Source organism: Cellulomonas gelida, from assembly GCF_006538725.1.
In the GTDB taxonomy this organism is placed as follows: domain Bacteria; phylum Actinomycetota; class Actinomycetes; order Actinomycetales; family Cellulomonadaceae; genus Cellulomonas; species Cellulomonas gelida.
Genome location: NZ_BJLQ01000011.1, coordinates 1 through 13,759, shown reverse-complemented (window position 1 = coordinate 13,759; position 13,759 = coordinate 1). Strand labels below are relative to the sequence as shown.

The following is a 13,759-nucleotide window of genomic DNA, read 5'->3' as shown; positions in this document are numbered from 1 at the left end:
GGTTCGTCGGGCTCACGCGGTCGCCAGCGTGCGCTGCCACGCGACGATCCGGTCGACCGCCGCGCGCACCACCTCGACCGACGACGCGAACGACAGCCGCACGTACCGCGACCCGTCGACGGGGTCGAAGTCGGTGCCGGGCGTCAGGGCGACGCCCGCCTCGTCGAGCAGGCGCGCGCACCACGTGACCGAGTCGAGCCCGGACGCGGACACGTCGCCGTACAGGTAGAACGCGCCGTCGGCGGGGGCGACGTGGGTCCAGCCGAGCTCGGGCAGTCGCGACAGCAGCAGTGCGCGGGCGGCCGCGTACCGCTCGACGTTCTCGCGTGCGGCGGCCATGCCCTCGGGCGAGAACGCCGCGATGCCCGCGTGCTGCGCGAGGGCGGGCGGGCACAGCGCCACGTTGCCCGCGAGCGCGTCGACGGGCGCGACGAGGTCGTCGGGCAGGACGAGCCAGCCCAGGCGCCACCCGGTCATCGCCCAGTACTTGGAGAACGAGTTCACCACGACGGCGCCCGAGCCGAGGTAGCGCGCGGCGGTCGCGACCCTCGCGTCGGTGTAGGTGATGCCGTGGTAGATCTCGTCGCTGATCAGGCGCACGCCGTGCTCGCCGCACCAGTCGGCGAGGGCCTCGAGCTCGGCGGCGTCGATCATGGTCCCGGTCGGGTTCGCGGGTGAGGCGACGACGAGCCCGTCGAGCGGCTTCGTCGCGTGCGCCGCCTCGAGCATCGCGACGGTCGGCTGGAACCGGGTCTGCGGCCCGGCGGCGAGCTCGACGACCTCGCAGCCGAGCGCCGCGAGGATGTTCGTGTAGGCCGGGTAGCCGGGGCGGGCGAGCGCCACGCGGTCGCCCACGTCGAACGCCGCGAGGAACGCGAGCATGAACCCGCCCGACGAGCCCGTCGTCACCGCGATGCGCGCGGGGTCGAGCGCGACGCCGTACCAGTCGCCGTAGTGCGCGGCGATCGCGGCGCGCAGCCCGGGCGCCCCGAGCGCCTCGGTGTAGCCGAGGTCCCCGCTGGTCAGCAGCTCGATCGCGCGCTGCCGCACCACGTCGGACGCCCCGGTGGCGGGTTCGCCCGCGCACAGGTTGAGCACGTCCTCCCCCGCCGCCCGCCGGGCGTTGGCGGCGGCGATGATCTCCATGACGGCGAACGGCGGCACATGCGCGCGAGCAGCAACCTTCACGCCCCCCATCCTGCCCGCCCCCACCACCCCCCACCCGACGATCCCGCCACGGGCACGCCACCCACCGCGCAGCACTCCCCTCACCGCGCAGCACGCCACTCACCGCGCGGTGAGTGCAGGGATGAATGCAGATCACACCACCTGGAACGGCACCTCCCCTGCATTCATCCCTGCACCCACCGGGCTCGCGGCGGGGGGCGGGGGTGGGCAGGGCAGGTGGGGCCGCGGCGCGGCGGAGCAGGAGGGGGTGGGTGGGGGTGGGTGGGGTCAGGGGTGGAGGGTGGCGCGGAGGTGGGCGACGACGCCCGCGGTGGCGGCCTCGATCTGGGTGAGGCAGTCCTCGAAGTCCTGCATGCCGCCGTACCAGGGGTCGTCGATGTCGAGCACGTGCTCGGGCTCGCCGGGGCCGACGACCGGCGCGGCCGGGTCGAAGCGGCGCAGCATGACGATCCGGTCGGCCACCTCGGCGGGGGCCATGCGGCGCAGCGTGCGGGCGTGCTGCGCGGTCGCGGGCAGGATCAGGTCGCGCGTGCTCAGCTCGGTCGCGGTGATCCGGTGCGCGTGGTGCCCGTCGCCGGTCGGATAGCCGTGCGCAGCGAGCACCGCCCGCGCGCGGCGGTCGACGGGGTTGCCGTGCTCCTCGTCGGACACGCCCGAGGAGTCGACGACGACCTCGTCGGCCAACCCGGCCTCCTCGAGGCGCGCACGCAGCACGATCTCCGCCATGGGCGAGCGGCAGATGTTCCCGGTGCACACGGTCATCACGCGGTAGGTCACGCCCGTCATCTTGGCCCACGGAGCCCCACGGGTCCGGACAAGGCCCCAACGACCGCCCGCACGTGCGCGTCCGAGCAGGTGCCAGACCGTTCCGCTTGACATCAGGCGCCCCCGGCAGCAATCTGGCCATAGCGCTGGTGACACGAGTCAACGGACATTGCGCCTCGACGTGGAGGCGTGCGTCGCGGGCGCTGCGAACCGGTGCCCGTCACCACTGCTCTGACCGACCCGCTTCCCGCAACGTCGCGCGAAGTCGGTCGGATCGCGTCCGGCGGATGTCCCCCTGACTCCGCCGGTGACCTACGCTGCCCGACCCGTCCCCGGCGTCCGGCAGCCGAGAAACGGAGATGCCCGGATGCCTGCCCACGCCGATCCGTCGCGCGCCCGCCCCCTCCCGATCCCCGACCGCCGCGTCGTCGTCGCCCTCGTGGCGGCCGCGGCGCTCGTCGTGTCGCTGCTCCAAGCCGTGGCGATGTCGCCACGTGCCGACGCCGCGAACGTCGGCTCCGGGAGCTACGCCGACGCGATCCCGGCCGGTGGCGCGGTCCCCACCGAGTGCAACAACACCCCGATCACCAACCCGCGCGCGCACGTCACGAGCAACTTCCCGGCGGGCGCGATCCCGACCAACGACTGGTGGACCTCGCTGCTGTGGCGCAAGTTCGACTGCGCCTCGATCTCCGAGAACCTCATGGCGCACCCGGCGGCGTTCCACGCGTTCACCAACGGGCTCGGCATGAGCTACCCGACGAACGCGAGCATCTCCGGCACGGCGACGGGCGTCTCCGAGTACCACTACTCGTACGCGGAGGACGTGCGCATCGGCATCGCGGGCCTGACCGCCGACGGCAAGGTCGACGGCTACTCCGACTGGACCGTGAGCGAGCTGTGGGCCAGCGGCGGCAACAGCCTGCGCACCACGTTCGGCCACGGCCTGCCGTTCGTCTACGCGACCAAGACCGGCGGCAACGCGACGCTCACGACGACGGGCACGCCGACGGTCTGGAGCACCGCGAACGGCGCGGTCGGCTTCAGCGTCAACGGCCACGACTACGCGGCATTCGGCCCGACGGGCTCCACGTGGTCGGTGTCCGGCACGACGATCAGCTCGTCGCTCAACGGCGGCGCGTACTTCTCCGTCGCGGTGCTCCCGTCGACGGGCAGCGCGTCCGGCCGCGCCGCGGCGCTCGCGGCGTACGCCCCGTACGCGCACAACCACGTCACGGGCACCAAGGTCTCGTGGACGTACGACGAGTCCGCGGCCAAGCTCACCGCGACGTACCAGTTCACGACGACCGCCAAGCAGGCCGGCAGCGCGGGAACGGTCTTCGCGCTCTACCCGCACCAGCGCGACAACCTCGCCGGGACCACGCTGAGCACGTACTCCTACGTCTCCCCGCGCGGCCCGATGCGCGTCGCGATCGGTGCGTCGCAGTTCCAGACCGTCACGCCCTTCAACGGCGTGCTGCCGCAGCTCGCGAACACCGGCTTCACGTCCGGCGCCGACGTCAACCAGCTCAACGGCTACGTCAACGAGGTCGCGGGCACGGACCCGTTCGCGGGCTTCGGTGAGGACACGTACTGGACGGGCAAGGCGATCGGGCGGGCCACGCAGGTCGCGCAGATCGCCAACCTCACCGGCAACACGGGCGCGCGCGACGCGCTGCTCGGCAAGGTCAAGACGCGGCTCACCGACTGGATGACCGCCTCGCCCGGCGAGACGCAGCGGCTGTTCGCGTACGACTCGAGGTGGGGCACGCTCATCGGCTACCCCGCGTCGTACGGCTCGGACACCGACCTCAACGACCACCACTTCCACTACGGCTACTACGTGGTGGGCGCCGCGACCGTCGCGCAGTTCGACCCGGCCTGGGCGGCGGACTCGGCGTACGGCGGCATGGTCAACACCGTCATCAAGGACGCCGCCAACTGGGACCGCAACGACACGCGCTTCCCGTTCCTGCGCGACTTCGACATCTACGCGGGCCACGACTGGGCGGCCGGGCACGGCGCGTTCGGGGCGGGCAACAACCAGGAGTCGTCGTCGGAGGGCATGAACTTCGCGAGCGGGCTCATCCAGTGGGGTCAGGTCACGAACAACAAGACCGTTCGTGACCTGGGCATCTACCTCTACACGACGCAGGCCTCGGCCATCGAGAACTACTGGTTCGACACCGACGACGAGGCGTTCCCGGCAGCGTTCGGGCACTCCACGGTCGGCATGGTGTGGGGCGACGGCGGCGCCTACGCCACCTGGTTCAGCGCCGAGCCGGAGATGATCCAGGGCATCAACCTGCTGCCGTCCACGGCCGGCCACCTGTACCTGGGCTACGACCCCGCGTACATCGGCCGGAACATCGCCGAGCTCGAACGCAACAACGGCGGCCCGGCCACGGTGTGGAAGGACATCATCTGGGAGTTCCAGGCCCTGGCCGACGCCCCGACCGCGCTGTCCCAGTTCCGCTCGCAGGCGGGCTCGTACACGATCGAAGAGGGCGAGTCGCGGGCCCACACCTTCTACTGGCTGAAGAACCTGGCCGGTGTGGGGACGGTCGACCGGTCGGTCACGGCGAACACCCCGTTGCACGCGGTGTTCGTCAAGAACGGGGTGCGGACGTACCAGGCCGCGAACATGGGCTCGTCGGCCGTGACGGTGCGGTTCTCGAACGGCGTGACGCTCAACGTCCCGGCGCGCTCGGTCGCGAGCTCGACGGGCGGCACGACGAACCCCACGCCGACTCCCACGCCCACACCCAGCCCGACGCCCACGCCGTCGCCGACCCCCAGCCCCACGCCGTCGCCGACACCGAGCCCGACCCCCAGCCCGACCCCCAGCCCCACGCCGACGCCCGGCACGGGCATCCCCGCCACGTCCCGCATCCAGGCGGAGGCGTACGCGGCGGCGTCGGCGGTCGCCGTCGAGGCGACCGAGGACCTCGACGGTGGCTCGAACGTCGGCTGGATCTCGAACGGCGACTGGCTGCGCTTCGACCGGGTGGACTTCGGCAGCACGCCGCGCACCCAGTTCGTGGCGCGGGTGGCCTCGGGTGCGATCAACGGCGCGAGCGGCCTGGTCCAGGTCCGGCTCGACAGCCCGACCGCGGCACCGGTCGGGAGCTTCGCGATCGCGAGCACCGGCGGCTGGCAGGCGTGGCGCACGGTCCCGGCGAACATCGCGGGCACCACCGGCCGGCACACCGTCTACCTCACGTTCGAGTCCGGCCAGCCGGCGGACTTCGTGAACGTCAACTGGTTCACGTTCCAGTGACCGTGAGGTAGTCCCGAGCAGCAGGGCCCCCGCCGTTCGCACCCGGCGGGGGCCCTGCTCGCGTCCGGGCGCGTCGCTCTCAGGCCGCGTTCTCTCAGGCAGTGCCGCTCTCAGGTCGAGGCGCGCTCGAGCACGTGGAACACGTCGTCGGGCCGGACGGGCGGCTCGAGCGACGGGTCCAGCGCGGCCAGCACGGACGCCGCGAGGTACTCGGCCTGCGCGTCGATGGCCTGCCACACGGTCGTCAGCGGCGGCGACGCGAGGCGCGCGACGGGGATGTCGTCGACCCCGATCACCGCGAGGTCGTCCGGCACCACGAGCCCGGCGGCGGTGGCGCCGGCCAGCACCGCGAGCGCGACCTCGTCGTTGTACGCCGCCACGGCGGTCACGGGTACGGCGTCGTCCCGCCACCCGCGCACGGCCGCCGCCGCCGACTCCACGGTGAGGTCCACGGTCGTCACGCGCGGCTCGGGCAGACCCAGGCGCGCGCACTCGGCGCGCACGCCGGCGAGGCGACGGTCGGCGAAAGCGACCAGGCGGTCGTCGGCCGGTGCGGCGTACGCCAGCGCGCGGTGGCCGCGGGCCACGAGGTGCTCGACCTGCAGGCGGCCGATGCTCGTCTGCGGCACGACGAACGTCTCGGGGTGCGGGTCCTCGTCGAGCGCCGAGCCGACGACGACGATGCCCGAGCGGGTCATCGCCCGCGCGTCGGCTGCCGCGAACGGCACCAGCCCGAGCACCGCGCACGGCGTCACCGCGCGCCACAGCTCCGCGAGCGGGCGCGAGCCGCGGCTGATGTGCACGAGCACCGACAGCCCGTGCTCGGCGAGCGAGGTGGTGACGTGGTCGATGAGCGTGTCGAGCACCGGCCCGACCGTCCAGTCGGGCAGGACGCACAGCACGAGGTCGCTGCGCCCGGAGCGCAGCGCGCGAGCAGCGGCGGACGGCGTGTAGCCGAGCCGGCTGGCCGCCTCGAGCACGCGCCGCCGTGTGGCCTCGGTGATGACGACGCCGGGCTTCGCGTTGAGCACGTAGCTCACGGTGGTGCGGGAGACGCCGCTCTCGCGTGCGACATCAGCACTGGTGACCCGCACGGCTCCCCTCCTCGCGACCCCGGCACGGCTGCGCTGATCGTAGACCTGATCAGCGACGACGCAGCCGGCCGGACAGCGCCGTGCCGCGCGCACACGGGTGATGTGCGCGCGGCACGGACTGCTGCTCCGGGTCGCGGGTGCCGACGTCCCGGGTCAGCGCACGGTGAGCGTGCGGGACGCGGTGACCGGCAGGTACGAGGTCGAGCCCGCGTAGCGGATCGTGACCGCCGAGGTCCGGGTCGCGGGGGGCAGCGTCACGACGAGCCGGCCGTCGACGAGCGTGCGGGTCGCCACCGTCGTGCGGCCCACCTTCACGGTCACGGTGCCGCCGGGGGTCGCGCCCGCGCCGGTCACCTGGACGACGATCGTCGGCCGCGTGCCCTTCGCCACGGTCCACGACGACGCCGCGAGGCTCACCTTCGGCGTCGCGCGCCGGACGGTGACCGTGGCCGCCGACGACGACCCCGCGACGTCGGACGTGCCCGCGAACACCGCGGTGAGCCGGTGGCGACCCACCGCGAGCGACGCGGGGAGCGTGACCGTCGCGCGGCCCGACGTCCCGGACGTGAGCAGCGTCCCGGTGCCCAGCACCTTCGACCCCTCGCGGACCTGCACGCGGCCGGTGGGCGCGGCGGTCGCACCCGTCACGGTCACCGTGACCTTGACCGGCGTGCCGTAGGTCGGGGTGCTCGCAGCGACGCGTGTCGTCGTGCTCGTCGTCGCCTTGCGGACCGTCACGCGGACGGCCTGCGACGACGAGGGCGCGGCGGTGTCGTCGGACGGCGTGAACCGCGCGACGAGCGCGTGGGTGCCCGCCGCGAGCGCCACGGACGCGGTCGCGGTCCCGGACACCGCCGGGGCGCTCGCGACCGTGCGCGAGCCGTCGAGGAACGTGACCGTCCCGGTGACCGCAGGCGTCACGGTGGCCGTGAGCGTCTGGCGCTGGCCGTAGGCGAGGCCGCCGGTGACCCGGAGCGTCGAGCTGGTCGCGGTCGCGCCGAACACAGCGGCGCGCGTCCCCAGGGAGAGCAGCACCGTCTCGCCGGTCGCGTCGGCGAGCGCGTCGTTGTCGGTGATCGCCCACACCGTGCCGTCGCCGGCGATCGTCAGGCCCTCGAGCTTCTCCTGCGTCCAGCCCGCGGTCGCGCGCAGGTCGGGCAGGACGTCGTGCGCGAGCGACTTCGTCATGACCGCGACCTCGCCGGGTGCGGGGTCGGCCGGGACGTCCACGGTGTAGACGCGCTTCACCGCGGCGTTCGGGCCGTTGAGCTTGTCGCGCTCGATCACCGCGAGCGTGTCGTCGTCGACCGCGACGACCTCCGAGAGCCCCAGCCAGTCGCCGGCCACGCTCGTCGTGCCCAGCGGGTAGGCGAACCACGTCCACGTGCCGTCGGCGGTGTCGTACCGCCCGAGCCGCGCGGTGCCCCCGAGGCCGCCGGGGTCGCTCGTCAGGCCACGCTGCAGCGCGACCCACACGTGCTCACCGTCGGCGTCGTCGGTCGTCGTGACGCCCTCGACGCCCCACTTCGACAGCCCCGCCGCGACGTCGGCCGGCAGGGCGACCCGCTCGACGACCGCGCCGTACGCGTTGGTCCGCACGAGCTCGTTGCCCGCCCCGGCCGCGCCCTCGACGCCGAGCCAGAACCCGCCCGCGCGCCGCGTGGCGACACCCTCGACGTCGAGCGTGAGCCCGACGCCGCGCTCGGTCACCCGCAGCTGGCGGTCGATCACCGCGGGCGTGCCGCTGACGTCGATCGACAGCAGCCGCGTGTCGGCGTACGCCGCGTCGGTGGCGGACCAGAGGCGCTCGTCGTCGCGACGGTCCGCCGCGAGCGCACCCAGCGCGCCCCAGCCGATCGGCGCACCCGCGGCGTCCGCGGAGACCACGGACGGGAACGTCGGCGCCCCGGCCGCGGAGGTGTACCCCTCGCCGCGGCCGTAGACCGTGACCGCCGAGCGGACGTTCACCGCCGCGGAGTCCGTCTCGGAGGAGACGATCAGCAGGTCGCGCGCCGGCACCGGCAGGATGCCCTCGGGGCCGTTCGTCGTGGCCAGGACCTGTTCGAACACCGGGCTGGTCGGGTCGCTCACGTCGTACGCCGCGACGAAGTTCGAGCGCTCGGAGCCGACGAGCACGTACGGCGTACCGCCGAACGTCGCGACTGCGAGGCCCTCGATCTCCACGCCCTTCTTGGCCGCCCGGTCCTCGGTGTGCAGCCCCACGCGCACCGCCAGGCGCTCGAGCGAGGCACCCGCGTCCCACACGACGTCACCGGTGGTCGTGTCGAACACCGACCAGCCGCGCGTGCCGCCCTTCCAGTCGCCCTCGTTGGCCGTCGCCACGTGCCGCGCATCGAGCCAGCCGATCGCGTCGGGCTCGCGCGGCACCGCGGCGATCGCGCCGGTCTGGTCGATCACGCCGTCCTTCTTCGTGTCGATGCCCGTCACCGCGTGCGTGCCGGCCGAGAAGACCTTCGTGATCGCGCCCGTCGCGACGTCGACCAGCACGACGCCGTTGTTCTCCTGCAGCGTCACCGCCACCGTCGTGCCCGTCGGGTCGATCGCCACGTACTCCGGCTCGGGGTCCTGCGGCGTGTCGAGCCCCGCGGCTGTGAACGCCGGCAGCGCGGCCCCGCCGTCCGTGAACGGGACCTCGCGCAGGCTCCAGCCCTCGGGGCTCGCCGGGTCCGGCAGGTCGACGAGCTGCAGGAAGCCGCCCGGGAGCTGCGGCAGGTCCCCCTTCGCGCCGCCCGCCGGCTTGGCGTCCTCGTCGCGCTGGTTCTCGATCGCGATCGCGGCGTGGGCCTGGTCGGGCGTCAGCGCGATCGAGTCGGGCTGACCGCCGAGGTCGAGCGTCCGCACCACCTCGTGCGTCGCCAGGTCCACGACGACGAGCGCACCCGACGGGCTCGTGAACGACGTCGAGGTGTCGACGACGACGAGCACGTACCCGCCGACCACGGCGACGCTCGTCGGCTCCGCGTGCGCGCCGACGCCGAGGTCGGCCGCGAGATCGAGCGTGCCGCGCCCCACCGGGTGCGCGGGGTCGGTGATGTCGACGAAGCCGATGCGGCGCGCCAGCGCGTCCGTGTGGACGAAGGTCGTGCCGTCCTGGGAGACCGCGGAGATCTCCGCGACCGTAGCGGCGGCGGCGTCGACGCCCGCCGGGCGGTTGAGGTAGACGGGGTAGGTCGCGAGCCGGTGGAACGCGGAGCCGGGGGTCGGCGCGGTCCAGCCGTCGTCGGACCAGCCGTTCGCCGGGGTGCCGGCCGCGAGTGACGCGGCGGACATGACGGATGCGGCGGGTCGGACGGGGGCGGCCGACGCGGGGGCGACGGTCAGGCCCGTGACGGCCAGGGCGCCGGTCACGGCGAGCGCCGTGGGTCCGGCGAGCGCGCGGCGGGGGCGTGCGGGCAGCATCAGCTCTCCTCAGGACGGGGTCGCGCCGAACTGTGCCGACCGTGCGTGTCCGGGCACGGAACCGCAGGTGAACGCGTTGCGGCGGGCGCTCGACGAGTCGGTCGGCGAGGCGGTCTCGTCGGACTGCCGCGCCGCCCGGACGCGTGCGCCGAGCCGACCGCAGAGCACGTGACCGAGGCGACCCTGTGCGGTTGGCGGCGTGTCGTGTACTCTCGGACACGCGTTCACGTGACGGGTCACCCCGTCGCAGCTCTTCGGTTCATCGCATCGAAGCAGGACCGCGAGCCCGGACGGCGACCGCCGTCACCGATTCACCTTGAGATCCATCCACCCCGACGAACGCGCGGGGCGCGAGAGTAGTCAGCATCTTCACCAGTCTTGATCCCCTGTCCCAGACAGGTCCCCGGCCCGCAGCACCGCGCTGGCGCCAGGCCGACGAGGACCTTTGGGTCGCCACCGTCGCGGACGAGTACGCGGGCCTGGCCCAGCGCACCGCCGACGGTCTGCGCATCAGCGACCGCTTCACGCGGTCGCTCGGCGTCGTCGCCACCTGGGCGGCCGCCGACGCGCTCCTGGTCCCGCACCGTGCGACCCGTCCCCACCCGCGTGCTCGCCGAGCCCGCGCCCACAACCGTCCGCGACCCCCTGGGCGCGGCGAGCGAGGTCGCGCCCGCGACCACGCCCCTCGAACGAGAGAAGACATCATGGCCACCGGCACTGTGAAGTGGTTCAACGCTGAGAAGGGCTACGGCTTCATCGCCCCGTCCGACGGCTCCGCCGACGTGTTCGCGCACTACAGCGCGATCCAGTCCTCCGGGTTCCGCTCCCTCGAGGAGAACCAGCAGGTCGAGTTCGACGTTGCTCAGGGCCCCAAGGGCCCGCAGGCGGAGAACATCCGCCCGCTCTGAAGCCAGACTTCTGACGCCGGTCCGCCGGCATCAGCTCGAAGGGGCCGTGCCTCCCGGTACGGCCCCTTCGTCGTCCCCGCACACGCCTGCCCGCCCCCGCAGACGCCCGTGGACGCACGACACCCGCGCTCGCCGACTGCGCGGGCGCGGGTGTGAGGTCGTGCGGGACGGGCGCGACCCGTCGGGTCAGACGCGCCGGAAGCGGGACACCATGTGGCACTCGAACGGGTCACGGGCCGCGAGGCCGACCTCGTTGAGGTACCGCACGACGATCGCGTACGAGCGCAGCAGCGTCGTCTCCGCGTACGGGACGTCGAGCGTGCGGCAGTGCTCGCGCACCAGCAGGCGGGCCTGGGCCAGGTGCGGGCGCGGCATGCTCGGGAACAGGTGGTGCTCGATCTGGTAGTTGAGGCCGCCCATGAGCGACGTCGCCCACCAGCCGCCCCGGACGTTGCGCGAGGTCCGCACCTGCTTGGAGAAGAAGTCGAGCTTGGAGTCGCGGCCGATCACCGGCATGCCCTTGTGGTTGGGGGCGAACGAGGCCCCCATGTACACGCCGAACACCGCGAGCTGCACGCCGACGAACGCGAACGCCATCCCGATCGGCAGCAGCCAGAACACCGGGACCCAGAAGGCGACGAACCGCACGCCGATGAGCACGAGCTCCTGCCAGCGCCGGTCGACCTTCTCGCGGCCGAGCAGGTGCTGCAGGCCCAGGCGGTGCAGGTTCAGGCCCTCAAGCGTGAGCAGCGGGAAGAACAGCCAGCCCTGGCGCCGCGTGATGAGCGCCCGCAGGCCGGTCGCGGTGGCCGCGTCCTCCTCGACGAACGAGATCGTGTCGATCTCGATGTCCGGGTCCTTGCCGACCTTGTTCGGGTTGGCGTGGTGCCGGTTGTGCTTGGTCTCCCACCAGGACAGGCTCACGCCGACGACGCCGCACGCGAGGATGCGCGCGAGCCGGTCGTTGGCCTTGCCGCCCGCGAGCACCTGCTTGTGCGCGGCCTCGTGCGTGAGGAACGCGGTCTGCGTGAGCAGGACACCGAGCCCCGCGGCGATCAGCAGCTGGAACCAGCTGTGGCCGAGCAGCAGGAAGCCCGCGAGGGCGCCGACGAACCCGGCGAGCAGCACCGCGCCCACCCCGCCGTAGAACCCGTACGCCCGGCGCAGGAGCCCGCGTTCGCGCACCACGGCTGCGACCTGCGTGTACGCATGCGTGAGGTGCGGGAACGTGGTGTCGCGGGCGACCGTGGGACGGAAGCCCTCACGCAGCACGGTCGAGGTCACGGGGGGAGTGGTTGTGGCGATGAAGCACCTGCCGGGGTGGTGGGCCCGCCGTGGGCGGGCGTCGTTGCCATGGGCGGGTGCCGATCGCCTGGCCAGAGTACCCCGCGGGCCTGTTCGCGCCAGGGGTGTTCTGCGTGGGTCGTGTGTGGGACCTCGGTCCTAGCCTCGGTGCATGCGCGCAGCCGAGGTCGTCCGCCGCCGGCTCGAGACCCAGCGCCTGCGCGGCCCGCGGGCTCGAGGCGCAGGTCAGGTCGTCGCCGAGCAGCTCGCCGTGCAGGGGCAGGAGCTCCCGGTCGCCCGGTGGTCCCTCGGCCAGCGGTGCGCGGACTCGTCGGACGACGACGTGCGGCGCGCGCTCGACGACGGCGCGATCCTGCGCACGCACGCGCTGCGGCCCACGTGGCACCTGCTCACACCTGAGGACCTGCGCTGGGTGCTCGCGCTGACGTCTCCCCGGGTGCTCCGGCAGTGCGCGCCGCGGGGCCGCGAGCTCGGGCTCGACGACGAGACGCTCGTGCGCACGGACGTGGCGCTCGCGCGCGTCGTCGAGCGCCTGACGCCGGGCGGGCACCCCACGCGTGCGGAGCTCGGCGTCGCCCTCGCCACCGAGGGTGTCGAGACGACCCCCGACCGCCTGTCGTTCGTCGTGATGCACGCCGAGCTCGAGGGCATCGTCGTGAGCGGTCGCGCGCGCGGCACCCTGCACACCTACGCGCTGGCCGACGAGCGCGGCGCGTCCCGTCCCCGCGGCGACCTCACGGGCGACGAGGCCCTCAGCGAGCTCGTGCGCCGCTTCCTCGTCGGGCACGGTCCTGCCTCCGTGCGCGACCTCGCGTGGTGGGCCAGCCTCACGCTCACGCAGGTCCGACGAGGCCTCGCGGGTCTCGGCGACGCCGTCGAGCAGCTCACGGTCGAGGAGCACGAGCTGTGGTGGGTGCCGCGAGACCTGGGCGCACCTTCGTCGGGCCCGGGCCCGCGGGTCGACCTCCTGCAGGCGTACGACGAGGTGTACGGCTCGTTCCCCGCCACGCGCTCGCTCGTCGACCCGGCGGGCCTGGCCGCCGGACGCCCGCTCGACTACGCGTCACTGCACGTGCTGCTCGTCGACGAGCAGCTCGCGGGCTGGTGGCAGCGGCGCGTCGAGCGCGGCGTGATCGAGGTCCGCGTGCACCCGGCGCGCGACCTGTCCGTCGCCGAACGCGACGCGGTCCTCGCCGAGCTCCAGAGGTACGCGACCTTCGCAGACCAGGAGGTCCGCACCACCATCGCGTAGCCCGCCCGCCGCCTGGCGGCGGGGCCGCGGTGCGGAGGCCAGCCCTGGCGAGCCCGCACCGCCCGGCATGGGCTCGTGAGCTGCTGGGTACTGGAGGTGGGCATGGGACAGCCCGTGGGCCGGAACCCCTGACGGGGCCCTGCCGCGAAGGACGAGGTCGCGGCTCCCACGGGCTGCGGTGACTGCCTGAGACTCGCTCGCCGCCCTGGTCCGGATCCTGGGGGTCCGGCGGGCTCAGCGGGCGGATCATGCAATCCGTCCGAAGTGCTCGGGCGACTAGCGGACAGTCACCTCACGCGTCCTGGAGAACTTCATGTCTCGGACCACCTCCTTCCGTGTGTGCTTCGACGCTACGCCCCCCTCCGCCCCCTGCCACCCCTTTTTCCCGCCCCCTACCCCCCTACCCCCCCTCGCCGACCCAGCACCTACTCGCCCCCCAGCCCCCGTTGGCCGGAACAACCACTGCCTCGCCAATCCCCCCACCCCCGACCCAGCGGTCGCTCGCGGCTTCACGCCCGCAAGCCAGAGCAGACGCTGGGTCGGCGGG

General features: G+C 73.6%; 8 protein-coding genes. 3 read left to right on the top strand and 5 right to left on the bottom strand.

Features of this window, described 5'->3' with window-relative positions:
- Positions 1-12 precede the first annotated feature (12 nt).
- Both CGE01nite_RS06865 and CGE01nite_RS06860 read right to left on the bottom strand, forming a co-directional pair.
- Complete coding sequence (locus CGE01nite_RS06865) at positions 13-1,188, bottom strand: pyridoxal phosphate-dependent aminotransferase (protein WP_141369837.1); 1,176 nt, start codon at positions 1,186-1,188, stop codon at positions 13-15.
- 267 nt (positions 1,189-1,455) lie between these two features.
- Entirely contained in the window at positions 1,456-1,974 is a 519-nt protein-coding gene (locus CGE01nite_RS06860) for a low molecular weight protein-tyrosine-phosphatase (RefSeq protein WP_229747319.1), read from the bottom strand.
- A gap of 346 nt (positions 1,975-2,320) precedes the next feature.
- Between CGE01nite_RS06860 and CGE01nite_RS06855 the strand changes: the two genes are divergently transcribed.
- Entirely contained in the window at positions 2,321-5,233 is a 2,913-nt protein-coding gene (locus tag CGE01nite_RS06855) for a glycosyl hydrolase (RefSeq protein ID WP_141369835.1), read from the top strand.
- Between the two features lie 110 nt (positions 5,234-5,343).
- Here the strand turns inward: CGE01nite_RS06855 and CGE01nite_RS06850 are convergent, their stop codons facing one another.
- Positions 5,344-6,327: a LacI family DNA-binding transcriptional regulator gene (locus CGE01nite_RS06850; RefSeq protein WP_141369833.1), complete on the bottom strand. Its 984-nt coding sequence runs from the start codon at positions 6,325-6,327 to the stop codon at positions 5,344-5,346.
- Positions 6,328-6,480: 153 nt separating this feature from the next.
- Positions 6,481-9,747 (bottom strand): esterase-like activity of phytase family protein, encoded by a 3,267-nt coding sequence (locus CGE01nite_RS06845; RefSeq protein WP_141369831.1) that lies wholly within the window; start codon positions 9,745-9,747, stop codon positions 6,481-6,483.
- A 704-nt stretch (positions 9,748-10,451) separates the two neighbouring features.
- On the opposite strand from CGE01nite_RS06845, the gene CGE01nite_RS06840 reads away from it, so the two are divergent.
- Positions 10,452-10,655: a cold-shock protein gene (locus tag CGE01nite_RS06840; RefSeq protein WP_048343508.1), complete on the top strand. Its 204-nt coding sequence runs from the start codon at positions 10,452-10,454 to the stop codon at positions 10,653-10,655.
- Positions 10,656-10,841: 186 nt separating this feature from the next.
- On the opposite strand, the gene CGE01nite_RS06835 is transcribed toward CGE01nite_RS06840, so the two are convergent.
- Complete coding sequence (locus CGE01nite_RS06835; protein WP_229747320.1) at positions 10,842-11,939, bottom strand: fatty acid desaturase family protein; 1,098 nt, start codon at positions 11,937-11,939, stop codon at positions 10,842-10,844.
- 172 nt (positions 11,940-12,111) lie between these two features.
- Here CGE01nite_RS06835 and CGE01nite_RS06830 point away from each other — a divergent pair, with 172 nt between their 5' ends.
- Positions 12,112-13,212: a winged helix DNA-binding domain-containing protein gene (locus CGE01nite_RS06830; protein WP_141369827.1), complete on the top strand. Its 1,101-nt coding sequence runs from the start codon at positions 12,112-12,114 to the stop codon at positions 13,210-13,212.
- The last annotated feature ends 547 nt before the right edge of the window (positions 13,213-13,759 follow it).

Coding starts and splice junctions, on each gene's coding strand:
- CGE01nite_RS06860 (WP_229747319.1), bottom strand. CDS start 1,974: ATGACGGGCGTGACCTACCGCGTGATGACCGTGTGCACCGGGAACATC.
- CGE01nite_RS06855 (WP_141369835.1), top strand. CDS start 2,321: ATGCCTGCCCACGCCGATCCGTCGCGCGCCCGCCCCCTCCCGATCCCC.
- CGE01nite_RS06845 (WP_141369831.1), bottom strand. CDS start 9,747: ATGCTGCCCGCACGCCCCCGCCGCGCGCTCGCCGGACCCACGGCGCTC.
- CGE01nite_RS06840 (WP_048343508.1), top strand. CDS start 10,452: ATGGCCACCGGCACTGTGAAGTGGTTCAACGCTGAGAAGGGCTACGGC.
- CGE01nite_RS06830 (WP_141369827.1), top strand. CDS start 12,112: ATGCGCGCAGCCGAGGTCGTCCGCCGCCGGCTCGAGACCCAGCGCCTG.